The 22,805-nt window shown below is 46.7% G+C and carries 22 protein-coding genes and 1 tRNA gene; 7 read left to right on the forward strand and 16 right to left on the reverse strand.

Translation table 11 applies throughout. The features are described 5' to 3' along the window. Window positions 1–89: 89 nt before the first annotated feature. Both fadD and rnd read left to right on the forward strand, forming a co-directional pair. The gene (gene fadD / locus R2S67_RS17435) at window positions 90–1,781 is read left to right on the forward strand and encodes a long-chain-fatty-acid--CoA ligase FadD (protein WP_006743343.1); all 1,692 of its coding nucleotides are present in this window, start codon (window positions 90–92) and stop codon (window positions 1,779–1,781) included. Window positions 1,782–1,860: 79 nt separating this feature from the next. After that, complete coding sequence (rnd, locus tag R2S67_RS17440; protein WP_317345983.1) at window positions 1,861–2,979, forward strand: ribonuclease D; 1,119 nt, start codon at window positions 1,861–1,863, stop codon at window positions 2,977–2,979. Window positions 2,980–3,055: 76 nt separating this feature from the next. Here the strand turns inward: rnd and minE are convergent, their stop codons facing one another. The 3 genes from minE to minC are packed head-to-tail and all read right to left on the reverse strand — an operon-like array spanning window position 3,056 to window position 4,814. Then, window positions 3,056–3,319 carry a cell division topological specificity factor MinE gene (gene minE / locus R2S67_RS17445; protein ID WP_005396037.1) on the reverse strand — a complete coding sequence of 88 codons (264 nt, stop codon included), beginning with the start codon at window positions 3,317–3,319 and terminating at the stop codon, window positions 3,056–3,058. Between the two features lie 2 nt (window positions 3,320–3,321). Then, entirely contained in the window at window positions 3,322–4,134 is an 813-nt protein-coding gene (gene minD, locus R2S67_RS17450; RefSeq protein ID WP_005388331.1) for a septum site-determining protein MinD, read from the reverse strand. 17 nt (window positions 4,135–4,151) lie between these two features. Beyond that, entirely contained in the window at window positions 4,152–4,814 is a 663-nt protein-coding gene (gene minC / locus R2S67_RS17455) for a septum site-determining protein MinC (RefSeq protein WP_005382304.1), read from the reverse strand. 197 nt (window positions 4,815–5,011) lie between these two features. On the opposite strand from minC, the gene R2S67_RS17460 reads away from it, so the two are divergent. From R2S67_RS17460 to R2S67_RS17475, 4 genes are all read left to right on the forward strand, one after another. Beyond that, on the forward strand, window positions 5,012–5,293 hold the full coding sequence (locus tag R2S67_RS17460; RefSeq protein ID WP_317345987.1) for a YcgL domain-containing protein: 282 nt from the start codon (window positions 5,012–5,014) through the stop codon (window positions 5,291–5,293). A 48-nt stretch (window positions 5,294–5,341) separates the two neighbouring features. Further along, on the forward strand, window positions 5,342–6,313 hold the full coding sequence (locus R2S67_RS17465; protein ID WP_256949279.1) for a lytic transglycosylase domain-containing protein: 972 nt from the start codon (window positions 5,342–5,344) through the stop codon (window positions 6,311–6,313). Window positions 6,314–6,397: 84 nt separating this feature from the next. Beyond that, window positions 6,398–7,342 (forward strand): LysR family transcriptional regulator, encoded by a 945-nt coding sequence (locus R2S67_RS17470; RefSeq protein WP_317345989.1) that lies wholly within the window; start codon window positions 6,398–6,400, stop codon window positions 7,340–7,342. Between the two features lie 256 nt (window positions 7,343–7,598). Further along, a complete protein-coding gene (locus tag R2S67_RS17475; protein WP_317345990.1) occupies window positions 7,599–8,798 on the forward strand; it encodes a NupC/NupG family nucleoside CNT transporter in 1,200 nt (399 codons plus the stop codon). 68 nt (window positions 8,799–8,866) lie between these two features. Here R2S67_RS17475 and folD read toward each other — a convergent pair whose 3' ends face one another. After that, window positions 8,867–9,727 (reverse strand): bifunctional methylenetetrahydrofolate dehydrogenase/methenyltetrahydrofolate cyclohydrolase FolD, encoded by an 861-nt coding sequence (gene folD / locus R2S67_RS17480; protein WP_005382297.1) that lies wholly within the window; start codon window positions 9,725–9,727, stop codon window positions 8,867–8,869. Between the two features lie 203 nt (window positions 9,728–9,930). Between folD and R2S67_RS17485 the strand changes: the two genes are divergently transcribed. Continuing rightward, window positions 9,931–10,007: transfer RNA gene (locus R2S67_RS17485), tRNA-Arg, on the forward strand. A gap of 185 nt (window positions 10,008–10,192) precedes the next feature. Here R2S67_RS17485 and R2S67_RS17490 read toward each other — a convergent pair. From R2S67_RS17490 to R2S67_RS17545, 12 genes are read right to left on the reverse strand one after another with little or no spacing between them, the layout of a single operon-like run. Beyond that, complete coding sequence (locus R2S67_RS17490; protein WP_317345994.1) at window positions 10,193–11,416, reverse strand: beta-ketoacyl-ACP synthase; 1,224 nt, start codon at window positions 11,414–11,416, stop codon at window positions 10,193–10,195. Further along, on the reverse strand, window positions 11,413–12,138 hold the full coding sequence (gene fabG / locus R2S67_RS17495; RefSeq protein ID WP_317345997.1) for a 3-oxoacyl-ACP reductase FabG: 726 nt from the start codon (window positions 12,136–12,138) through the stop codon (window positions 11,413–11,415). The genes R2S67_RS17490 and fabG overlap by 4 nt, the downstream gene beginning before the upstream one ends. After that, a complete protein-coding gene (locus R2S67_RS17500) occupies window positions 12,135–12,599 on the reverse strand; it encodes a hotdog family protein (RefSeq protein ID WP_012842034.1) in 465 nt (154 codons plus the stop codon). Before R2S67_RS17500 ends, fabG begins: the two co-directional genes overlap by 4 nt. Further along, window positions 12,592–13,779, reverse strand: a complete 1,188-nt coding sequence (locus tag R2S67_RS17505) for a beta-ketoacyl-[acyl-carrier-protein] synthase family protein (protein ID WP_317346000.1) — start codon at window positions 13,777–13,779, stop codon at window positions 12,592–12,594. The genes R2S67_RS17500 and R2S67_RS17505 overlap by 8 nt, the downstream gene beginning before the upstream one ends. A gap of 20 nt (window positions 13,780–13,799) precedes the next feature. Further along, the gene (locus R2S67_RS17510; RefSeq protein ID WP_317346003.1) at window positions 13,800–14,411 is read right to left on the reverse strand and encodes a DUF3261 domain-containing protein; all 612 of its coding nucleotides are present in this window, start codon (window positions 14,409–14,411) and stop codon (window positions 13,800–13,802) included. Beyond that, a complete protein-coding gene (locus R2S67_RS17515) occupies window positions 14,408–16,750 on the reverse strand; it encodes an MMPL family transporter (protein ID WP_317346005.1) in 2,343 nt (780 codons plus the stop codon). Before R2S67_RS17515 ends, R2S67_RS17510 begins: the two co-directional genes overlap by 4 nt. Continuing rightward, the gene (locus tag R2S67_RS17520) at window positions 16,722–17,342 is read right to left on the reverse strand and encodes a LolA family protein (protein ID WP_272164936.1); all 621 of its coding nucleotides are present in this window, start codon (window positions 17,340–17,342) and stop codon (window positions 16,722–16,724) included. The genes R2S67_RS17515 and R2S67_RS17520 overlap by 29 nt, the downstream gene beginning before the upstream one ends. Continuing rightward, window positions 17,342–17,788, reverse strand: a complete 447-nt coding sequence (locus R2S67_RS17525) for an acyl-CoA thioesterase (RefSeq protein ID WP_005388315.1) — start codon at window positions 17,786–17,788, stop codon at window positions 17,342–17,344. The genes R2S67_RS17520 and R2S67_RS17525 overlap by 1 nt, the downstream gene beginning before the upstream one ends. Then, complete coding sequence (hutH, locus tag R2S67_RS17530; protein WP_017448720.1) at window positions 17,788–19,341, reverse strand: histidine ammonia-lyase; 1,554 nt, start codon at window positions 19,339–19,341, stop codon at window positions 17,788–17,790. The genes R2S67_RS17525 and hutH overlap by 1 nt, the downstream gene beginning before the upstream one ends. After that, window positions 19,325–21,031, reverse strand: a complete 1,707-nt coding sequence (locus R2S67_RS17535; protein ID WP_317346016.1) for a glycosyltransferase family 2 protein — start codon at window positions 21,029–21,031, stop codon at window positions 19,325–19,327. Before R2S67_RS17535 ends, hutH begins: the two co-directional genes overlap by 17 nt. Continuing rightward, window positions 21,024–21,392: a hypothetical protein gene (locus R2S67_RS17540; RefSeq protein WP_021449611.1), complete on the reverse strand. Its 369-nt coding sequence runs from the start codon at window positions 21,390–21,392 to the stop codon at window positions 21,024–21,026. The genes R2S67_RS17535 and R2S67_RS17540 overlap by 8 nt, the downstream gene beginning before the upstream one ends. A gap of 10 nt (window positions 21,393–21,402) precedes the next feature. Then, complete coding sequence (locus tag R2S67_RS17545) at window positions 21,403–22,803, reverse strand: AMP-binding protein (RefSeq protein ID WP_272164879.1); 1,401 nt, start codon at window positions 22,801–22,803, stop codon at window positions 21,403–21,405. Window positions 22,804–22,805 lie beyond the last annotated feature (2 nt).

Consider the following 22,805-nt stretch of genomic DNA (forward strand, 5'->3'; position numbering starts at 1 on the left):
GCGTGCTCAAGCACGTTCGCTGTGCTGTAATAGCTTTCAAAATAAAAAGGACGCTATTTTTTAGCCAGTTATAAACGAGGAGTAACATCGTGGATAAACCATGGCTTTCACGTTATCCAAGTGACGTACCTGAAACCATTAATCCAGAGCAATATGAGTCTTTGGTAGAAATGTTTGAGCAGTCTGTACAAAAATATGCAGACCAACCAGCATTCATGAACATGGGCTCGGTTATGACCTTCCGTAAATTGGAAGAACGTAGTCGCGCATTCGCAGCGTATCTGCAAAACGAGTTAAAACTGCAAAAGGGTGACCGCGTTGCTCTGATGATGCCAAACTTACTGCAATACCCAGTGGCGTTGTTTGGTATTTTGCGTGCAGGTTGTATCGCCGTAAACGTTAACCCACTTTACACTCCTCGTGAACTTGAACACCAATTGAATGACTCAGGTGCGACGACGATTGTGATTGTATCTAACTTTGCGAACACGCTAGAACAAATCGTCGATAAAACACCAGTTAAACACGTGGTGTTAACCAGTCTTGGTCAAATGCTGCCACGAGCGAAAGGTACGATTGTCGATTTTGTCGTGAAGTACGTTAAGGGCATGGTGCCTAAGTACGATTTACCTGGCGCAATCTCAATGCGTCAGGCATTGCGTAAAGGTCGTCGTCTACAATACGTTAAACCGTTTATGTCTGGGGATGACATTGCATTCCTGCAATACACGGGCGGTACGACAGGCGTCGCGAAAGGTGCGATTCTGACTCACCGTAATATGATTGCGAACGTTCTACAGGCAAAAGGCGCGTACGGGCCGGTTTTATCTCCGGGGCGCGAATTAGTCGTTACAGCGTTACCGCTGTATCACGTATTTGCTCTTACCGTAAACTGTCTGCTGTTTGTCGAAATGGGTGGCCGTAACCTACTTATTACCAATCCTAGAGATATTCCAGGGTTCGTGAAAGAGCTACAAAAGCATCCGTTTACTGCGATCACGGGCGTGAACACCTTATTTAATGCTTTGATCAACAACGAAGACTTCCACGAGTTGGATTTCAGTAACCTACGTTTAGCCGTTGGCGGCGGCATGGCAGTGCAGCGCTCAGTGGCAGAAAGATGGCAGAAGACCACGGGTTGTTACCTACTAGAAGGCTACGGCCTAACCGAGTGTTCTCCATTGGTTGCGGCATACCCGCATGACCTTGTTGAATACAATGGATCGATTGGCCTGCCTGTGCCATCAACAGAAGTTCGTATTGTGGACGAAGAAGGCAATGCGCTTCCGAATACTGAAACTGGTGAACTTCAAGTTCGTGGTCCTCAGGTTATGCAAGGTTACTGGCAACGACCTGAAGCAACGAAAGATACGATCAACGAAGACGGTTGGTTATCAACGGGCGACATTGTTAAGTTCGATGACGAAGGCTTCCTGCACATCGTTGACCGTAAGAAAGACATGATCTTGGTATCAGGCTTTAATGTTTACCCGAACGAAATCGAAGACGTTGTAGCACTGCACGGCAAAGTCCTTGAAGTGGCTGCTATTGGTCAACCGCACGAAGTCTCTGGTGAATTAGTGAAGATCTACGTCGTGAAGCGCGACCCGAGCTTGACCAAAGATGAAGTGATTACGCATTGCCGTCAGCACTTAACTGGCTACAAAGTACCTAAGTTGGTTGAGTTCCGTGAAGACCTCCCTAAAACCAATGTCGGTAAGATCTTGCGTCGTGTTCTGCGTGAAGAGAACGACGCTGAACTCGCGAAGAAAAGCGCATAAGCCGATTTCGTCGAGTCGAGAGATTTAAAAAATGATAGAATGCCAGCGTTTTGCTGGCATTTTTTATAGCGAGAAGTATGTGAATTATCAAATTATTAACAAAAACAAAGACCTAGAAGAAGTTTGCATTCACGCCCGAGAGGCAGATGTAGTGATGCTGGATACCGAATTCGTCCGTATTCGCACTTTCTACCCGCAGTTAGGTCTGATTCAGCTTTTCGATGGTAATCGCCTCTCGCTGATTGATCCGACCGAATTAACGGATATGACGCCGTTCGTAGCGCTATTAAAAGATACTTCCGTGTTAAAAGTGCTGCATGCCTGCGGTGAAGATTTAGAAGTTTTCCAAAATGCATTTGGTTGTACGCCGTTCCCTATGGTAGATACTCAGTTGATGGCGGCCTTTCTTGGCCACGGTCTATCAACAGGCTTTGCAACGCTGGTGGAAGAATATTTAGGTGTTGAGCTAGACAAAAGTGAGTCACGTACTGACTGGATGGCCCGACCGTTGACGCAAAAGCAATTAGACTATGCTGCTGCAGACGTGCATTACTTGCTACCGTTATACGAGAAGCTGTTCGATAAGGTGACGCAAGCAGGTTGGTGGGAAGCCGTACAACAAGAAAGTGATTTGTTGGTTTCAAAACGCATTCGCGTCACTAATGAAGAGAATGCCTACCTTGATATTAAAGGTGCTTGGCAGTTAAAACCTTCTGAGCTGGCTATTTTAAAGCCTCTAGCGACGTGGCGTTACCGTGAAGCAATCAAACGAGATTTAGCGCTGAACTTTATCTTCAAAGAAGGTGACCTATTAACAGTCGCTCGTCTTGGCTTAACTAACTTTAAGAAGATGGAAGCGGAAGATATTGATATCCGAGCGATTAACCGCCATGGCGCGAAGATTGCCGCGATTGTTAAACAAGCGAAGCAAACACCTTCTGAAGAGTATCCAGCAAAAATTGAACGCTTAATGGATTATCCAGGTTACAAACAAGTCTTCAAAAATATGAAAGACATAGTGAAATCGGCGTCGCAGAAGTCTGGCTTAGCGACGGAGTTCCTTGCTTCTAAAAAGCAGATTAATCAGCTGATCAGTTGGGTGTGGAAAAAAGATCGCGATCCAGAAGTGTTGCCTGACTTGATGCACGGCTGGCGTTTGGACCTGCTGGGCGATAAGATGAATAAAGCGTTAAAGTAATGAATGATTAAAAGGTTGGCCTCGATGCCAACCTTTTTCGTTCTAATTAGAGTATTCGTCTCGCGAGAGAAACTGATTACTTCTCGTCGTCTGGTAGCTTCACATTGAGCTCAAGAACTGAGATATCGTCGTCTTTGTGCTCAAATGTTAAGTCAACCATATTTGGATCAATTGCCACGTACTTACTGATCACCTTCAAGATGTCCTCTTTCAATTGAGGCAAGTAAGAAGGCGCAGGATCATTTTGGCTGCGGCGCTCAGCAACAATGATTTGCAAACGCTCTTTAGCTAGATTCGCAGAAGTTTTCTTCTGTGGGCGGAAAAATTCTAATAATGACATGTCTAGCCTCCAAAGAGTCGTTTAAAGAGTCCTTTCTTCTCCTCAGTAAGGAAACGAAATTCAACCTGATTGCCTAATAGGCGATCAACGGTGTCAGAATAAGCCATGCCCGCATCGGTGTTATCGTCAAAAGTGACCGGCACACCTTTGTTTGACGCGTTAAGCACGGCTTGGCTTTCTGGAATCACGCCCAGTAGTGGAATATGTAAGATCTCCTCTACGTCTTCAACGCTTAGCATTTCGCCTTGAGTGACGCGAGATGGGTTGTAGCGAGTCAGTAGCAGGTGCTGTTTTACTGGTTCTAGCCCTTGTTCTGCACGCAGGGACTTAGAATCTAAAATACCGAGAATGCGGTCAGAGTCACGCACAGAAGAGACTTCTGGATTCGTTGTGACAATGGCTTCATCGGCGTAGTACAAGGCCATCAATGCGCCTTGTTCGATACCTGCTGGTGAATCACAAATAATGAAATCAAAGCCCATTTCATCAAGTTCGCCGAATACGCGCTGAACACCATCTTTTGTCAGTGCGTCTTTATCACGAGTTTGAGAAGCAGGAAGAATGAATAGGTTGTCCGTGCGCTTATCTTTGATCAGCGCTTGGTTTAATGTCGCTTCGCCGTTAATGACGTTTACAAAGTCATACACGACACGGCGCTCACAGCCCATGATTAGGTCGAGGTTACGCAAACCGATATCAAAATCGATCACCGCGGTCTTTTTTCCCTTCAGAGCTAGACCAGAGGCGATGGCTGCGCTTGAAGTGGTTTTACCAACGCCACCTTTACCAGACGTTACTACAATAATGCGTGCCATTTTTTTTCCTTTTTAGATTAAATCGCGAGAACTTCTAAATGCAATGATTCATCGGCTTTACTGATCATTACTTTCTTTTGCCAGTACTCGCTTTCAATTTGATCGCTTAACCAGTAGTCACCCGCAATGGATACCAGTTCTGCTTGTAAATCGTGGCAAATAATACGCGCTTCCTGCTGACCACTTGCGCCTGCAATCGCACGGCCTCGAAGTGTGCCATGGATATGAATAGAGCCGTCAGCGATGACTTCAGCACCAGCACTTACGTGCGCTAACACCACCAAATCACCATCTTTCGCGTAGATCTGTTGTCCTGATCGAACAGGCGTGCGAACTACTTTCGTTGGTGCCATTTTGGCTGGCGCCTGGCTTGGTGATTTGCTTGCCGACATAATGGCGAAGCCAGCTTCGGAAGCAAGATTTTGTACACGCTTGTCTTTACAGCCCGTTACACCGACCGGAATAAAACCAGCATCTGAGATGCCTTGTTTAAGCTTAGGGAAATCAATGTCGCCTTGTACTTTTGCTATATTGATTACCAAAGGCGCGGATGCAAAAAAAGAAGGTGCTTGAGAAACTTTTTCTTGCAAAAATTCGACAGTCTTTGCGATCTCATTGTCAGAAAGGTGTAAAACTGACAATGTAAAACTGCTACCTTTAAGGTCTGGTGAATGGGTCATCGTGGACTTCTTGCCTTTATTGAAAGAGCGTTGCCTTAAACTAGGTATGTCATGTTATATTTCATCCTTTGACGCAGCAAGTTCTCTCGTGGGCAAATAGGTGAATTAATCTCAAATTTGCTATTAAGTTTGCGAGAATTTGACGTTTTCAACCTAATCCGCACTCAACGCGGCTAAATCAGCATAAAAGGCGTGTCATGCTTTGTTCTATTTATAAAAGCTCGAAAAAAGAAGGTACTTATCTCTATATTCCGAAAAAGGATGATTTTTCACAGGTTCCTGACACCTTAATGCAGATGTTCGGTAAGCCTATCGCTGTTATGACGATTAAACTTGATGGCCGTAAATTGGCACAAGTTGATATCGAAAAAGTGAAGGCTTCATTGCAAAATGATGGCTTCTTTTTGCAGATTCCGCCTCCGCCGGAGAACCTACTAGAAAAGTACAAAGAACAAAAAGCCCAGCAGAAAGGCGAATAACGTCATCGTTTTTCATCTGGGATTTCTGCCTTGCTCAAGGAGGGCAATATGAAAAAAATACTGGCTACCATGCTTAGCGTTGGTGTGTGTACCTCGGCTTTTGCAAGTAGCGAGGGTTTCGATGAATACTTGAATAAGCTGCGTGCTGAAGCGCGTGATAAAGGTATCTCAGAGCAGGTCATTAGTGCTGCTTTTGCGAATGTTGAGTACAAGCCTCGAGCAGTAAAAGCGGACCGAAACCAACCAGAGAAGAAACTGACGTTGGATGAATACATTCCTCGCGCGGTGCCCGAATGGAAGGTCAAGCAAGCAAGACAACTCTATAAAGAGCATTACACCGAGCTAAAGCGTATAGGCGATGAGTACAGTGTGCAGCCTCGTTTTATCGTGGCGCTGTGGGGTGTAGAAAGTAACTTTGGTAAATTTACGGGTAACTTCAAAGTGATTGACGCGTTGTCTACAATGGCATTTGAAGGTCGTCGTGAAGAGTTTTTCCGTAAAGAGACCATGTCGGCATTGCAGATCCTCGATCAAGGCCATATTGAACTGGAAAACTTTAAGGGTTCATGGGCTGGTGCGATGGGGCAATGTCAGTTTATGCCAAGCTCTTTTCTTCGTTTTGCCGCTGACGGCAACGGGGATGGTAAAAAAGACATTTGGCAATCTGAAGCCGACGTGTTTGCATCAACGGCTAACTATTTGAGCAAGTCCGGCTGGGATGACAAATACACTTGGGGTCGCCAAGTGAAAGTTCCTAAAGGCATTGATCGCAGCTTAGAAGGGCGCACGGCTGAAAAAGGTAAATATCTTCAGGAGTGGAGCAAACTTGGTATCACAAAATACGATGGTAGTCCGTTGCCAAAATTGGATGAAGACATCAAAGCATGGTTGATCATGCCGGACGACGAAAATGGTCGTACGTATCTGGTTTACAATAACTACAACGTACTGATGAAGTGGAACCGCTCTTACTACTTCGCACTCGCCGTGAGTCACTTGGCTGACCGAATTAAATACTGAGCTGTTATCAAATAATCACTTGGCATCCAGTATGAGGGCTCTTCGGAGTCCTTTGTTTTTCCTATAATCAAATCGAGGTAAAGCGTGTTATCTGAACGTGCTGCACAAATGGTGATCTTCTCCGCTCTTCTTAAACATAAAAGTTTCACTGCTGCTGCAAAGAGCTTAGGCGTGTCGGTGTCTCATGTGAGTAAGCAGTTGAGTCAGCTAGAAGCGTCTCTTGGTATCAAGCTTGTTCAACGCACTACGCGAAGCTTTACGCCGACTGAGGCAGGAAAAACCTTTTTTCATCACTGTGAGCAAGTGGTACAAGCGGTGAGCAGTGCCACGTTAGAGATGGAAACCCAGCGGGATGAAGTGGCAGGCTTAGTGCGCCTTGGGTTGTCGCAATCATTCGGTACCTTGCACATTATCCCTGCAATTCAAGAGTTGCGCGAACTGTATCCTCAACTTCAAGTGGAGGTGCATTTGTTTGACTATAAAGTCGATATGTTAGCCGAAGGGCTCGATTTATGGGTGACCAACAACGAGCATTTACCTGAAGGCTACATTGCGCAGCGTTTGACGGATTGCCAGTTTGTTGTAGCGGCATCACCAGATTACTTATTGAACCATGACACGCCAACAGAACCGGATGACCTATCTGCTCACAACTGTCTTATATACAGAAGCTGGGAGCGTGACTATACGGGGTGGGCATTTACCAAAGATCAGCAAGAATTGAACGTAAAAGTCTCGGGTAACTATTCAGTGGATCTGGCAGAAGCCGTTCGGGATGCCGCTATTGCAGGTTGGGGCATTGCCTACCTTGCCACTTACTTGCTGGGGGATGAGTTCAGAACGGGTAAGTTAATACAGCTGTTACCGGACTGGAAAGCAAGCCAGTCGATGCCGTTTTATGCGGTGTATCCAAGCCGCCAACATATGCCCAAAAAAATATCCGCAGTGATTAACTTCATCAAACAGAAGATCGGTAACCCGTGTCATTGGGATCAACGTCTAGCTCCTTACATCTCTATTCCTAAGTAACAGGATCAATGACGTTATTGAACGACACATAAAGTGATTAACTTCACAAAAATTTTTCCAGAACTAGAAACATCTTTTCCATATGGAAACAATAAAAATAAGCAAACGTTTATATTCATATAATTCAATGCCTTATAATTAAGGTCAATTATTGGGCGCTTAAACTTTTCACACTGTTAACATCCTCAACTTGCAGCATTTTGAGTCCACTATACAATCCGGTGCCTTCCATATCCCCTTCTGTCGGATTCATTTTATGAACTCAATTATTGGTATAGTAGCCATACTATTCGTAGCATGGCTACTTTCTACAAATAGAAAAAATATAAAGCTGAGAACAGTGTCGTTTGCGTTTGCTTTGCAGGTACTGTTTGCGTTGTTAGTTTTATATGTACCAGCAGGACGAGATGCGCTGAATTCAGTGAGCGGCGTAGTGTCGAATTTGATCAACTATGGTCAAGAGGGCATTGCGTTTTTATTCGGTAATTTGGCGACAGGGGGCTTCACCTTTGCGATCAATGTTCTGGGTATCATCGTTTTCTTTTCCTCTCTTATCTCAGGTCTTTATCACATTGGCGTGATGCCAAGAATCATCAACTTTATCGGTGGCGGTATTCAAAAACTGCTGGGTATCGGTCGTGCGGAGTCTTTGTCTGCTACGGCGAATATCTTTGTTGGCACCATTGAAGCACCATTGATGGTGAAGCCTTACCTAAAACACATGACTGACTCGCAGTTTTTTGCAGTTATGACAGGTGGTTTGGCATCAGTTGCTGGTGGAACGTTGGTCGGTTACGCATCACTGGGCGTCGACCTTAACTATCTTATTGCTGCTGCATTTATGTCGGCACCTGCGGGCTTGCTGATGGCAAAAATTTTAATGCCAGAAGATACGGATAAAGCAGCAGATATCGACATTAGCCAAGTTGAAATTCCACGTGCAACCAACGTAGTAGAAGCATTAGCCGATGGTGCAATGGCGGGTGTACGCATTGCTGTATCGGTAGGTGGTACGCTATTGGCTTTCATCAGTGTCATTGCAATGTTAAACGGCATGCTAGGTTGGATTGGTGACCTTGTTGGGACGCCACTAAGCTTCGAGTTGATCCTAGGGTATGTATTCGCACCTGTCGCTTGGTTATTAGGTGTACCATGGCAAGAAGCAACCACAGCTGGCTCGTTGATTGGTAATAAGATTGTGGTGAATGAGTTCGTTGCCTTCATCCAACTTGCTGAAGTGAAGTCTCAACTCAGTGAACACTCACAAGCAATCGTGACGTTTGCTTTGTGTGGTTTTGCTAACATCTCAAGCATGGCGATGCTGATTGGTGGGTTGGGCTCATTGGTACCAGAAAAGCGTGCATTTGTTTCTAAGCATGGTTTCCGTGCGATTATCGCTGGTGTGATGGCGAACTTAATGAGCGCTTCGATTGCGGGCGTGATTTTAAGTCTGTAATTGAAATAGATATCTAAAATTAGCAAAAAGGCTCCTTGCGGAGCCTTTTTCGTATCTGAAGTTTTACGTTATTTGTCTGTGTGGAACTGTTCGCAAGCGAGCATCGTGTTCTCGATTAAACTTGCAACGGTCATTGGGCCAACACCACCAGGGACAGGAGTAATAAAGCTCGCACTTTCACGTGCTTTATCGTATTCCACGTCGCCAACTAGCTTGCCTGAATCAAGACGGTTAATGCCGACATCGACCACCACTGCACCTTTCTTAATCCACTCTCCAGGGATGAAGTTTGGCTTACCAACTGCAACCACAACGACGTCAGCTTGACGCACATGACTCTCTAGGTCTTTGGTAAAACGGTGACATGTTGTTGTTGTACAGCCCGCAAGCAGCAGCTCAAGTGTCATTGGACGACCAACAATGTTTGACGCGCCAACCACAACCGCATGCTTACCACGTAGCTCAATGTTGTAACGGTCTAGTAGGGTAATGATGCCCTTTGGCGTGCAAGAGCGAAGCTTTGGAATACGTTGCGCAAGACGACCAACGTTGTAAGGGTGGAAGCCATCCACGTCTTTCTCTGGGTGAATGCGCTCTAAAACATGTGTTGTGTCGATGCCCGCAGGAAGGGGTAATTGCACTAGAATGCCGTCAATTTCATCATCGTTGTTTAATTCATCAATCAGCGCTAGTAACTCTTCTTCTGAGCTAGACGCAGGAAGGTCAAAAGACTTAGAAACAAACCCAACTTCTTCACATGCGCGGCGTTTGCTACCGACATAAACCTGAGAAGCAGGATCTTCACCAACTAGAACCACTGCTAAACCAGGAGCACGTAGCCCAGCTTCAACGCGCGCTTTAACACGTGCAGCCACTTCGGAGCGAACAGTTTGGGAAATGAGAGTTCCGTCTATATTTTGAGCAGTCATGACTTTCCTTATAAATTAAGAAGGCAAATTATCTGCAGCGCATTGTCGCAGAATTTCTTATTAACATCCATACGCAAACGTTTGCTTTGTGGTGTTTTTGAACATTAAGCGTTTTGATGGACTTTTTTTAGGCATTCAGATCAGAATGTTATGAAAACCCGTTGATTTACCCGTTTGAACTCGTATAATCCTGTCCCTGTAGCGCGCCCTTAGCTCAGCTGGATAGAGCACGTCCCTTCTAAGGATGTGGTCATTGGTTCGAATCCAATAGGGCGTGCCATTATTTAAAAGCCCCGATAACTCTTTGAGTTGTCGGGGCTTTGTCGTTTTTAGGTTTTTTGGCTGTAATTACCACTCTATCTACAACTTTTGAATGGCATTCTAGCCATTGCAATTTCTAGCAATCTGGATAGCCACCAACAAAAAAGCGCTGGCTAACCAGCGCTTTTGCATTTACTAAGGGCATTACATCTTTTTAAAGATGATGGAGGTGTTGATGCCGCCAAAGGCGAAGTTGTTACTCATCAAGTATTTCACGTCCAGCTCTCGGCCTTGTCCGGCGATGTAGTCTAAATCACCACATTGCTCGTCGAGGTTTTCTAGGTTGAGCGTTGGGTTGAACCAGCCTGTGTGCATCATTTCTAAACCTAGCCACGCTTCAATCGCGCCACAGGCGCCTAGTGTGTGGCCAAAGTAGCTCTTGAGTGAACTGATTGACACTTTGCCCAGAGCATTCGCTGTTGCGTTGCTTTCTGCAATATCACCGCGGTCGGTGGCAGTGCCGTGAGCAGATACATAGTCGATCTTCTCAGCAGGAATCCCCGCGTTTTGCAAAGCCATTTCCATACAGATTTGCATGGTTTCCATCTGTGGTTGAGTGACGTGTGCGGCATCACAGTTGCTGGCAAAACCGATGATTTCTGCATAGATTTTCGCGCCACGAGCGACGGCGTGTTCGTACTCTTCCAGAACCAGCGTTCCCGCACCTTCACCAATCACCAAACCATCGCGATCGGAGTCATAAGGTCTTGGTGTGCTTTTCGGGTCTTCATTCTTCAGACTGGTGGCAAAAAGGGTATCGAAGACAGCGGATTCCGTTGGGCACAATTCTTCAGCGCCACCAGCAACCATTACCGTTTGGTAGCCGTGTTTGATCGCTTCGTAGGCATAGCCGATTGCTTGGCTGCCAGAGGTACATGCACTGCTGGTTGGTATCACTCGGCCTTTCAAACCGAAAAATAGACCAACGTTCACTGCCGTAGTGTGCGGCATCATCTGCACGTAAGTCGTTGCGGTGATCGCTTTTGTGGTTTTCTCATTCAGCATGACACCAAATGCGCCGATTGCGTCGGTACTGCCTGTTGATGAGCCGTATGCGATACCCGTTTGACCGTTGGTTAGCACGTCGTTACCAATCAAACCTGCTTGGCTTAGTGCGTTTTCTGTTGCGACGGTCGCTAATTTGGAAACACGCCCCATGCCACGTACTTGTTTACGCTTGTAGTGCTTTGGCAGTTCAAAATCTAAAATTGGTGCCGCGAGCTTGGTGTTCAAACCATCATACTGTTCGTAAGAAGGCATGTATTGCGTCGCGTTCTGGCAGTCACGCAGTTTTGGCTCGACAGATTGCCAATCGTTACCAAACGCAGTCACACCCGACATTCCGGTTACAACAACTCGACGGCTCATACTAGGCCTCCGTTTACCGAAATGACTTGGCGAGTTACATAGCTTGCGATGTCAGACATAAGGTAACTGACTAAACCAGCGACTTCTTCTGGCTCTCCCATGCGGCGCAAAGGAATTTGCGGCATCGCGTGTTCTTTTACGTGTTCGTCTACCATGCCAGTGTCGATAAGCCCTGGAGCAACGCAGTTGACGGTGATTTTGCGTTTTGCCAGTTCAAGTGCGAGTGATTTTGTTGCACCAATTACGCCCGCTTTCGCTGCGCTGTAGTTAGTTTGACCACGATTCCCCATTAGGCCAGAGACTGATGCAAGCGTAACAATTCGGCCGCCTTTGCGCTTTTGCACCATTGGCATAACACAAGGGTGAAGAACGTTGTAGAAGCTATCTAGGTTGGTATGAATCACACCATCCCATTCTTCTTCGGTCATCGCAGGGAAAGCGGTATCTTTTGTGATGCCAGCATTGTTCACGACGCCATAGTAAGCGCCGTGTTCGGCGATATCGGCTTCTAGCTTCTCTCGACAATCTGCACGGTCACTAATGTCGAATTGGATAAGACGACCGCTACCACCATGCTGTTCGATGGTGTCTAGGGCGTCTTTCGCGCCTTGTTGATCGCCCATGTAATGGACAATGACTTGGAAACCATCTTTGGCCAATTGAACGGCAATGGCTTTACCGATGCCTTTGCTGGCACCTGTAACGAGGACTTGTCGGGTCATTGTTGACTCCTGATTTTCATTTCTTGTAATTTTTCTTCTGATGGAACGTAAACGTTCAATTGGCAAGTCGCTACAACAGTTCCTTGTAGCTCAATATGGGCTGAAAAAACCGCCATACCGTTATCTTCCATAACTTTTTCAGCATACACATCGAGCACCTGTCCGCGAGAAAACGCATCGCATTCAGACGTGTATCGACGGCTACCAAGTAAAAAGCCAATCGGTGGCGCTTGTTCTTTCATTAATGCGTGGTAACCAGACCACGCCGCGACAGATTGCGCCATAAACTCAATGCCAACGTAAGCTGGCACGGTTTGAGAGGCCAAGTCGAAGAACGGGTTGTGTTCTGCGATATCAACCTGGCAGTGAATCGTATCTTGTTGAACATCCAAGGCACGATCGACCAAGATCATTGGTTTGTCGTGTGGCAAAAGTTGTTCGATGGGAGGAAGTTTAGTCATGAGCGTAACCAAAAATAAGACTAATATTATTGCCACCAAAAGCAAAAGAGTTGCTGAGAATCGCTTTGTTACCCAGTTTGGTTGGCGTCTCAACTAACGATATATGGATATCGTCTGCTTTGGTTTCGCAGTGTTGTATTGGCAAATCAAGGTTGTACTTGAGAATATGCCAAGCGATCGCGGCTTCCGTTGCACTTGCTGCGCCTAATGTGTGTCCGGTAAGTGGCTTTGTAGAGCTCACAGGGACGGAGTCACCAAAGCAGCGATGAATGGCTTTGCTTTCCATCGCATCGTTTAACGGCGTTGCTGTGCCATGCGCGTTGATGTAACCAATGTCTTGCGCTGTAAGTCTTGCATTGGCCAACGCTTTTTTCATCGCTTCTTCTGCGCCTAAACCTTCTGGATGTGGTGCGGAAATATGGTGTGCGTCTGAGCTGTCGCCAGCTCCGAGAAGAGCAACGGGCGCAGGTGTTTTGCTTAGCAACATTAATGCTGCGGCTTCGCCGATATTGATGCCGTTGCGATGTTGGTCAAACGGCTTACAAAGGGTATCGGATAGAGCTTCTAAACCGTTAAAGCCGTTTAGCGTTAGGCGACAAATGGTATCCACGCCACCCACAATGACCGCATCAACAATGCCAGAGCGAATCAGGCGTTGCGCGGTTAAAAAGACACGACCACTAGAAGAGCAAGCGGTTGAAACTGAGTAATGTGGGCCGCTCAAATCAAAGTAGGTGGCAATAAAATCGCTGCAGTTGCCAAGCTCTTGTTTGGTGTAATGGTAGTCGGCAGGAAAATTACCCTTTGCCAGCTTTTCACCAAATGCGATTTCGCCATCTGAAATGCCAGATGTGCTGGTGCCGATCACGACTGCGATACGGTCACGACCATATTTAGCAATGGCGTCACGCACGTCGCCTTCGATTTGCAGCAAAGCCGAAAGTGCGAGGCGGTTGTTTCTCGTATCAAACTGGCTGAGTACGGTCGGTAATTGCGGTAACGTCTGTACAATTCGACCGATTACTGTTTGGCGGCCTGAATTTAAAATATCTTGGTCAACCACCATGTTGGATGGCTTCGCTCCCGATAAACACTGGTGGATGAGCGCGTCATCTTGTCCCATGGCAGAGTGAAAGCCACAGGCCTGAATATACAAAGGTTGAGAAGAGCGAATAGGCATATTGTTATTCTAAATTGTTCTTAATTAATCTGATGTTGCAGTGTTTGAATAGAAATTGAAAACTGATGTTTGAGGTGATGAAAATCAATCTTACCCTCTAACTTGTTAGAAGAGCTGTATTTAATCTCAATGATCTTTTCACCGTCGCTATCAAAGATGGCGCGAGAATTATTTTTATCAATAATTCGCCACCTTACCTCATTTAACGATCCTTCCCAAGCGGAACTCGGCCAGAGCGTGATCATCAGGTTAAATAATACCTGTTCTGGCTGCGGTAGCGAACCTTGTAAACCGTTGAGCACTTCGGTTTGGATTTGTTCTCCATCGTAAGACAATGACAGTACTCTTGTCCCCCAAGATGAGAAGCCTGCTAGCACCACTTCGTTGTTGGTTACTTGCAGTTGTACCGGAAGTTGCTCAGATGTGGTTTTACCATCTATTGCCCAAGAAGCTGTAATCAACTGACTGGCAGACAACTGGTAGCCCAAGCTTGCGGGAGTGGGCAAGCTAACTTGGGTGTGCTCGTCAATGTCGACCTGATGCGTCGATTGGTGAGGGACCAAGCTGCATGCACTTAAAAACAGGCTCAGTGTGATGAACGTCGCGTAGCGAAAAGCGTGATTGAAAATCATGACGTCGTTTCCTCTGTTTTAATTGCAATCGGAGAGAGCAGCCAAGCGACAAAAATACCACTTAACACCGTAATGCCGAAACTGTGAATCGCGTGAGTTTGGCTGAGTGACAGCAACCCAAATGACAGCACAGTGGTTATTGCCGAAAGGGTGATCGCCAATAGTGTGCTCACACTGCGCGCTTTCTCGGCAAAGAACAGAGTGTAATCGATCCCTATACCAAGAATGAGCACCAAGCCAAGCAAGTTGAACAGGTTTAATGTTGTTCCCATCGCGACAGCAGTTGCCAGACCACACGCGCAAGCAATCAATGATGGCAGTAAAACTCGCCAACTGTGTTGCAGACCGTACCGCTTGATTAATACCAGAAAGATCACAGCACTGGCGGCTACCAATAGCTCCATGATTTTGATTCGGTATTCACCAAATAGGGCGGATATTTCTTCTGCTTTGTTTAGGTAGACAACATCAGACTGTGATTTAGCAAATGCCTTAACAACAGCGGAGTCTTGCAATTGGTTTAACACCACAACCGTTGCCGATTTTCCTTTGATCTTACCCAAATGAAGAAAACGTACAGGCGCTGATACCGGGTTTTGCAAGTACTGCTCAACCGTAACAGGGATAAAGTCGGTGTCCATTTTGGGCTTTTTACTTAAGCCCAGCCCAGATGCAAGTGGGCTGGATTGTGTCGCGTAAAGATCGCGAATCAATTGATAGTCTTGTTGCTGACGTTCCACTGAGCTCAAGTAGCGACTCAGACTCTGGTAGCTTTCGATGGTGCTGTCCGCTTTCCACGCTTCTAAAGTTGGCGTCAAAGACTCCAGCTTTTTCATTAGGTTTTCGTCATCGTCGGCGGTAACGACCAGCATTTGCTGTGAAGATTGCATGCCACTGAGCGTCGTAATCAAGGTTTCTTGCTGCTTGAGATCGTTCGGCATCGTTTGCAGCAGACGAATGTCGTCATCGTAGTTCAATTGCAGCAAGAAAAAGCCACTCGCAACCACACATAACATCGGTAATCCGACTTTAATTCGAGGTTGATTCCAAAGCGTTAACCATTTCGCCAACAGTGATTGTCCCGGTAAATTCGAAATGGTGCGCGATGGGTTACGAGCCAGTATCGGATACCAAGCCACCACGGTGATGTAAGCGGCAATCAGACCAATGGATGAAAACAGCGCAAGCTGCTGCAAACCAGGAAACGGTGCCACTAACATGCCCAAATAGCCGATCAAACTGGTGATTAAGCCAAGTGTGATAGCTATGAAAATATGCTTTAACCCTTGCTCGCTATCCCATTCATTTCCCGCCGCAAGACGTTCGGTTAGGTAGTGGAATGCGTAGTCGATAGACACGCCGATTAAACTTGCGCCAAACACTAAGCTGAACAGATGGACTTTTCCAAAAATCCACGTCGTAACGGACAACGCAACGAGCAAACCAATGGTGATGGAAAGCAGCGCGAGAGACAGTGGCATCACACTACGAAAGACCAACACGAACAATGCAATGATACCGAGCAGAGAGAACACACCGATGGTACTGATCTCCGATTTTGCACTTTGCGTACCATAGTCGGCATAAAATAGAACGCCAGTATGTGCGACTTCAGCGCCATATTTCTGAGCGACGCTTTGTTCTAGTGCTTGAATATCAGGGACTGCAAGCTGCCCAGTTAGGCTATAAGGCGAGTCTTTTAGCTCAGCAGTAATAAGTAAGTATTGAGCACCGTCTTTTTCGACGGATAGATAGCCGTTATCCAACCGGAAAGAGGAAGATTGCTGGGTAACTTGGCTTAAATAATCACGAAATAACAAGAAAGGGTCATTTTGTAACTCTTGCCCGGTCACTCCAGAAAACGGGTTGTACAGAGACTGAATTACATGCTGCACTTGCTGCTCTGGATTTTTGCTTAAACGCTCTCGTTGTTCAGGCGTCAGCAATTGGAAACGGTGCTTAAAGTAGTAACTCGCCCAAGCTTGCTGCTCTTGAGGTGAGATTTTTCCCACCACATCGCGAAAATGATTACTTTGGCGTAACCCCTTATCAAATTCAGCGGCCGCTGCAAAAAGGGCATTTTTGTCCGGCGCTGTGATCACGAAAATGACTTTGTCGCTCATACTTGCCGAGACCGACTCAAAGGCTTGCTCAGCCACCGGGTTTTGTTGGTTCTTCGGCAACAGTTTTAAAATGTTGGTCTCAATCGGAGATTCTGCACTCCAAACCCATTGTTTGAGTAGCAATGCGCCCGCTAAAACAACGAGATTGAGCCAAACCAGAGCAAAGGTATGAGTGCAGAGACTGAGTTTAGAAACGGAATTGAGCGTCTTCGGCATCCGTGAGTTCCTGAGGTAGAGAGGTCTGGTTTGTAAACGTGATTTCGGTCTTATCGCCGCGCAGCTCTTGCAGGGTTAGGCGATCAATGTGCGTTTTACCGGAAAGAGTGATGGATTGAAACACCGCATTTAATGGCGACTGTTTGGGCACTAAAACGAGCTGCCACTGATTGTTCTCAACTGAAAAATCGAGTGTGAATTGTTCTTGCAGTGCAGAAGTATCCCCGTGGAACACGGATAAAAACACATGGCTAAAGTAGAACGCCATTGGGTTTTCTTCAGCAGAGATCGTTTTCGGATCTTGGTTGGCAAAAGTCTGACGAAGTTTGTTTTCCGTCAATACCAAATTGACTGCGAAAGGTTCTGTTTGTTGCCACAACAAGCCATGTGTTTTGCTCAGTGTGAACTGACCTTTAGAGGTTAGAGGTTGACTGAACATTTCCAGATGACGCTGCTGCGTAAAATCTCCGCGTACGATTTCATGCTGAGACAACTGCTGTTGAAGCGACGCCAAATCCGTTACGTTTGCTGTCGGTGTGGCCAGTGCTGGAACAGAAAATATCAACAAAAAAGAGAGTAACCACTTTTGCATTAGTTCAGACTCCCATGGTTGTGCCATTGCTCTACTTTATCTAAAAAAACTGCTGGAGAAACAAAGCACATCTCTTGCTTTTCAATGGATACGGCGACTTGCGTTGTATGCGCTTTGCACATACGTTGATTCGTTTCGGCGTCGTAAATCACGTAATCCACACGCAAGCGGTTTTCCCACTCAGTGAGTTGCGCGGTAATACGAATGGTGTGATTAAACGGAATCGCCTTGACGTATTTAACGCGCGTATCGATGATCGGCCACATATACCCAGAGTCTTGCATATCGCGATAGCTGTATTGAATCTTCTCCATCAGCACACGACGCGCTTCTTCAAAATACCGAAAGAAGTTGCCGTGATAAATCACGCCCATCGGGTCAGCATCTTGGAATGAGGTGACCATAGTCACCTCCGCTTCTAATGGGTAGAGAACCTGCTCTTGCATTATACCTCCGCGTAGAGTGGCCAATGACGTTGCTGAATGCGTTCAATGAAATGACGCAAATCTTGTTCTAATGGGCGATCTTCAATCACAAATTCAAACTCGCTCAGTACGGCGTCACGAATTACTCGCAAACTCTGACTCATGTGGTGTTCGTCCAATTCGTTATGACGGCGACGAATCTCAACCGCTTGAACGCTTGCTAGGAGTGAAGCCGCAGCAACTTGCTCTGTTAACTCAAGTACGCGTAGGCAATCACGAGCCGCAATGGTGCCCATGCTCACTTTGTCTTGGTTGTGACATTCGGTTGAGCGAGAAAAAACGCTTGCTGGCATGGTGTTTTTCAACGCTTCTGCCGTCCAAGCTGAGATACCAATCTGAACCGCTTTAAAGCCGTGGTTGATCGGTTTACGCTCGCCTTCTGCACCGGTTAAGTTAAACGGCAAGCCGTTATTGAACTTGTAATCCATCAGTTGCGCCATCTGACGGTCCAGCAAATCAGCTAAGTTGGCAATGTTCACTTTCAACGTATCCATCGCCATTGCGATATGACCACCGTAGAAGTGACCGCCGTGCAGAACGCGCTCGTTGTCGCCATCGATGATTGGATTGTCGTTGGCACTATTTAGTTCATTCTCAATCAATTGACGTAGCCAAGGCAGTGAGTCTTGCACCATGCCAATCACGTGTGGTGCACAACGCAGCGAGTAGCGATCTTGCAGTCGGTCGCTATTGCGTGGCGGACGTTCAGCATTGAGATCATCACGCAGCCAAGCCGCAACTTGCTGTTGACCAGGGTGAGGTTTTACCGCAAACAACGCTTCATCAAAGTGGAAGTCATTACCTTGCATACCCACAGAGACCATCGCGGTAATCTTGGTGCAAAGCTGCGCTAGGTATTCTGCGCGTTTGTAGGCAAGACAGGCGAGGGCCGTCATCACGGATGTACCGTTCATTAACGCCAAACCTTCTTTTGGTTTTAGGCGAATTGGCTCAATGCCCAGCTCTGCAAACACTTCTTGTGTTGGTCGCACATCACCTTTGTAAAGCACTTCACGCTCGCCAATTAAGGTCGCCGCTAGGTAAGACAGAGGCGTCAAATCGCCGCTTGCGCCCACCGAGCCTTCTTGTGGAATACGCGGCGCAATGTCGTGATTGATAAGCGTAACGATTTGGTTCAACAGATCGTGAGACACGCCAGATACGCCTTGCGACAATGAACACAAACGGGTCGCCAACACCGCGCGAGCTTGCTCATGAGAAAGGATTTGACCTAAGCCACAGCCATGGAAGCGCGTAAGGTGCAACGGAAGTTCATCCACAAGCGCGGGTGGAATCGCCACAGTGCATGAATCGCCGTAACCCGTGGTCACGCCGTAAATAACGCCTTCTTCTTTCAGTAATCGTTCCAGAAACGCCACGCCACGATCGATTTTCGCGGTAAATTCTGGCGAGGTGTTCATGTTTGCCTTTGCACCTTGAGCAATGGCAACGACATCTTCGATGGTTAAAGATTGGGCACCAAAAGTGATGTTGTGATTATTGTTGTTTGTCATGTGGCTGATTACTTAAAGTCCAGAAGTTAAAAAAGTTGTACCACTGTAACGGCGCTTGCAGTGTGTGGTGTTCTAATCTGTGGGCGTACTGTTGAACAACGTGTTCTAGTGCCTGCTGACGCTCCTTGCGTGGTAGCGTGATTTGGTCACTAAAGTGTTCAAAGTACACATTAAAATGCGGAGTGTTTGCTTCGTCGTCGCGTAGGCCGAAGAGTAGGTAAACCGGCGCTTTTAATACTGAGGCTAGCATAAATGGGCCTTGCGGGAATGGTGCAGGTTTACCAAGAAAATCTGCCCAAACGACACGATTTTCTTTGCTGGTGGAAGTGCGATCGCCAACGATCACCACCCATTCGCCTTGCTCGATTTTTTGTTGAAGTAGAATCGCGGTGTCTGGTCCCATTGAGCTGACTTGAATCAGATTCAGTTCCGAATTTGGGTTTACCGCCTTCATTACCGCATTAAATTGTTCAGCGTGTTGGGTAAATACCAAGGCATTAATTTTGACATGAGAGTGTCGACGACCAAGCGCGCGGCAGAGTTCGATATTGCCAAGGTGCGAGCCTAAAATGAGCACGCCTTGTTTTTTCTGCGCCATCTCTTCGAAATGATGCTGGCCGTGAATGGTTAGGTTATCGACGTTAAAGTCACCTTGCCATGCTGCCAGTTTGTCGAGCATGGTACGCCCAAAGGAAAGCAGATGATGATAGCTGTCCAACTGCTTTGGCAGTGCGATGTTCTGCTGCGCTGCGTAGCGCTGCAAGTTTTGCAGGTAAATCTCAGACGCTTCACGGGCAGATTTACCCGTGAAGTGGTAGTAGCGCATGACTAACTTTAAAATCAGGTCGAACGCTTTTCTGCCGAACAAGCGGTAAACCGCGAGTAAGGTTTTGATGCCTAAAATCGTGCCTTGTTCTTTTCGTTTCGACCAGTGGGCATTGCTGTCGTCTGTGTGACGGCGCTTTCTGGCGAGTAGCGAAGGAATGCGCGGCAACATGCCAAAAAATAGGCGAGTGTGCATCCAGCTTATCTTGACGTTATCCCACAATGCGTCGAAGTGGGAAATGCCACCTTCAGGGTAGATCACGCGCGTTGGAACAAAATCAATATCGACGCCTTCCCAGTACATTCGCACCAGAATCTCGATATCAAAATCCATGCGTTTGCCGATGTTGTACTTGTTCAACACGGCGACCGTTTTCGCCACTGGGTAGGCGCGAAAACCGCACATGCTGTCTTTGATAGACAGTGACAAGGTTTCTATCCACACCCAAACGTGCGTAGCGTAGCGACCATACAAACGGGATTTAGGTACGCTCTCGTCGTATATCGGTTGGCCCGAAATCAGGTTATCTGGTTTTGTTTTGCTGGCGCTGAGCAACTTCGGCAATGCTTCTAGGTCGTGTTGACCGTCTGCGTCGATTTGAATGGCGTGCGTAAAACCAAGCTGGTGAGCTTGATGCAGGCCTGCCATTACCGCGCCACCTTTACCTTGGTTTTCGCTCAAACTAATCAGTTTTATCAGTCCTTGCTCACTCAAAGCTGAAAGCGCTTGTTTGGTGTCTTCATTACTGCCGTCGTCCACGACCAGCACTGGCAAATCGAAAGAGGATAACGATGCAACCACGTCTGCAATTGTGCTGCCGTGGTTGTAGCAAGGAATTAAAAAGCAGGGACGGTAATCACTCACGTGACTCACCCAGTTTCATTTTGCCTGAAGAGTGAGTCACCAAGGTTTCACCGTTTTTCGATGTGTACTTAAAGGTCAATTTCTCGCGCTCATTGTCCCAAGAGAGTGAGAGACAAACGTCGGCGTTTGGCAGAATCGGCTCTTGAAATTTGATGACTTCCATTCCTTTAAATACCTTGGGTGTGTTCAAATATTGAACGGCGTAGAACAACGCCCAGTCAATTTGAGTGACGCCGGGTAAAAGAGGAAAGTGACTGAAATGACCTTGGAAATCTAAGATGTCAGCATCCACACGCAGCGACAGCTCTGCGGTGTGGTCACTCACTTCAATATTCTGAATAGTTGGTTTTCTTTTATCCATGTTACTAGCTTTATTGGAATAGTTTTTCAATTTCAGCAACTTGGCGTTTGCCTTGGCTGTTCAATGGAATTTCGTCGACCACTCGGAATTTTCTCGGGATAGCGATCGGTTCTAGCCAATTGCGCAGTGCCTTGCGAAGCTCAAGCCAAAACTTGCCTTTACCAAGTTCATCAAGCACATCGCTGCCTTTATCGTTAAGTACGATGATCGAGACTAACGTGAGGCGACCTGATTCTTCCATTGGGATCACCACGCTTTCTTGAACCCACGGCAGTTGCTCTAAACGTTTTTCCACTTCGACAAGGGAAATACGCTTTTCTTCGACTTTGACGATTCGGTCAGTGCGTCCACGCAATTCAAAAGAAATACTATCATGGAAATAGCACTCATCCGCAGTTTGGTACCAAGTGTTTTCATCAATGTGTGGCGAGCGGAGCTTTAAACAATTTTCATGGTTAAGCTTTGCTTCAACACCTGGGAATAACGTCCAAGGAGTGCTGGCTACGTGCTGCTGACGGTAAGCGATGCCGCCGGTTTCTGTGCTGCCAAAAACTTCAATAGGAAGTGACCCAAACAACAGCTGGCTGTGTTGCGCGGCTTGGTTTGGCAAGGGGCCTCCAGAAGAGAATACGCACCGAATTGCAACCGGATTATGCTCTTCACTGAGTCGTTTTAGTAACGCAGGGCTGCTTACTAGCGTGGTGTCAGCATCGGCGTGATGGACAATTTGCTCTGGGAACTCAAGGTTGTGTGCTGAAAATGGACGTGCAGAGCACAAAGGCCACAATACGCGGAACAGCAAGCCGTAAATGTGTTGATGAGAGACGGTGCTTTCAACGCGTGTGTTGGCAACTGTGTCGCCCCATAGGTTGTCTAGAATAGACACTTCGATATCGAGCTGTTTCAGCGTTTTTGCAATGGCTTTTGGTTTGCCGCTTGAACCAGAAGTAAATAGTGTTACTGGTATTTTTGCCAGATTCAATTCACGCCAAACAAAAGGTTGTTCTACCTGTTGCTCGTGAATCAAGGTGATGTCTGACAATGATTGAGCTTTTACTAGGAGTGAACTCACCTGTTCTGGAACCGAGACATCGGCATCGTGCAGCAATAAATCGTAGTGCTCACTGAGTTCTTTGAGTGCTTCTGGTTGGTAATTACCAGGCAATACAATGGATTTTCCTGCGTGACAACAAGCAAAAAAGCCAACGGCAAACAGGTAGCTGTTGCCAAAACACAACGCAATGTTTTGCGTTGGTTGGGTTTCTAACTGCCGAGCAAGTGTTGCGACGTGCTGCTGGAAATCACCCCAAGTGATAACTGTGTCGCGATCGTAAGAGACAGGGGATTGCTCAGACCTCTCTGCGATGAACAAGGTCGCTAGGGAGGTAAAGCTCGAATACGTTGTATTCATAC

Origin of the sequence: Vibrio sp. T13N (assembly GCF_032970445.1) — a bacterium.
Lineage (GTDB): Bacteria > Pseudomonadota > Gammaproteobacteria > Enterobacterales > Vibrionaceae > Vibrio > Vibrio diabolicus.

Excerpts from the sequence above, each read along its gene's own strand:
- minE (WP_005396037.1), bottom strand. The coding sequence starts at position 3,319 with ATGTCATTATTAGAATTTTTCCGCCCACAGAAGAAAACTTCTGCGAAT.
- minD (WP_005388331.1), bottom strand. The coding sequence starts at position 4,134 with ATGGCACGCATTATTGTAGTAACGTCTGGTAAAGGTGGCGTTGGTAAA.
- minC (WP_005382304.1), bottom strand. The coding sequence starts at position 4,814 with ATGACCCATTCACCAGACCTTAAAGGTAGCAGTTTTACATTGTCAGTT.
- R2S67_RS17460 (WP_317345987.1), top strand. The coding sequence starts at position 5,012 with ATGCTTTGTTCTATTTATAAAAGCTCGAAAAAAGAAGGTACTTATCTC.
- R2S67_RS17465 (WP_256949279.1), top strand. The coding sequence starts at position 5,342 with ATGAAAAAAATACTGGCTACCATGCTTAGCGTTGGTGTGTGTACCTCG.
- R2S67_RS17475 (WP_317345990.1), top strand. The coding sequence starts at position 7,599 with ATGAACTCAATTATTGGTATAGTAGCCATACTATTCGTAGCATGGCTA.
- folD (WP_005382297.1), bottom strand. The coding sequence starts at position 9,727 with ATGACTGCTCAAAATATAGACGGAACTCTCATTTCCCAAACTGTTCGC.
- R2S67_RS17490 (WP_317345994.1), bottom strand. The coding sequence starts at position 11,416 with ATGAGCCGTCGAGTTGTTGTAACCGGAATGTCGGGTGTGACTGCGTTT.
- fabG (WP_317345997.1), bottom strand. The coding sequence starts at position 12,138 with ATGACCCGACAAGTCCTCGTTACAGGTGCCAGCAAAGGCATCGGTAAA.
- R2S67_RS17500 (WP_012842034.1), bottom strand. The coding sequence starts at position 12,599 with ATGACTAAACTTCCTCCCATCGAACAACTTTTGCCACACGACAAACCA.
- R2S67_RS17505 (WP_317346000.1), bottom strand. The coding sequence starts at position 13,779 with ATGCCTATTCGCTCTTCTCAACCTTTGTATATTCAGGCCTGTGGCTTT.
- R2S67_RS17510 (WP_317346003.1), bottom strand. The coding sequence starts at position 14,411 with ATGATTTTCAATCACGCTTTTCGCTACGCGACGTTCATCACACTGAGC.
- R2S67_RS17515 (WP_317346005.1), bottom strand. The coding sequence starts at position 16,750 with ATGCCGAAGACGCTCAATTCCGTTTCTAAACTCAGTCTCTGCACTCAT.
- R2S67_RS17520 (WP_272164936.1), bottom strand. The coding sequence starts at position 17,342 with ATGCAAAAGTGGTTACTCTCTTTTTTGTTGATATTTTCTGTTCCAGCA.
- R2S67_RS17525 (WP_005388315.1), bottom strand. The coding sequence starts at position 17,788 with ATGCAAGAGCAGGTTCTCTACCCATTAGAAGCGGAGGTGACTATGGTC.
- hutH (WP_017448720.1), bottom strand. The coding sequence starts at position 19,341 with ATGACAAACAACAATAATCACAACATCACTTTTGGTGCCCAATCTTTA.
- R2S67_RS17540 (WP_021449611.1), bottom strand. The coding sequence starts at position 21,392 with ATGGATAAAAGAAAACCAACTATTCAGAATATTGAAGTGAGTGACCAC.
- R2S67_RS17545 (WP_272164879.1), bottom strand. The coding sequence starts at position 22,803 with ATGAATACAACGTATTCGAGCTTTACCTCCCTAGCGACCTTGTTCATC.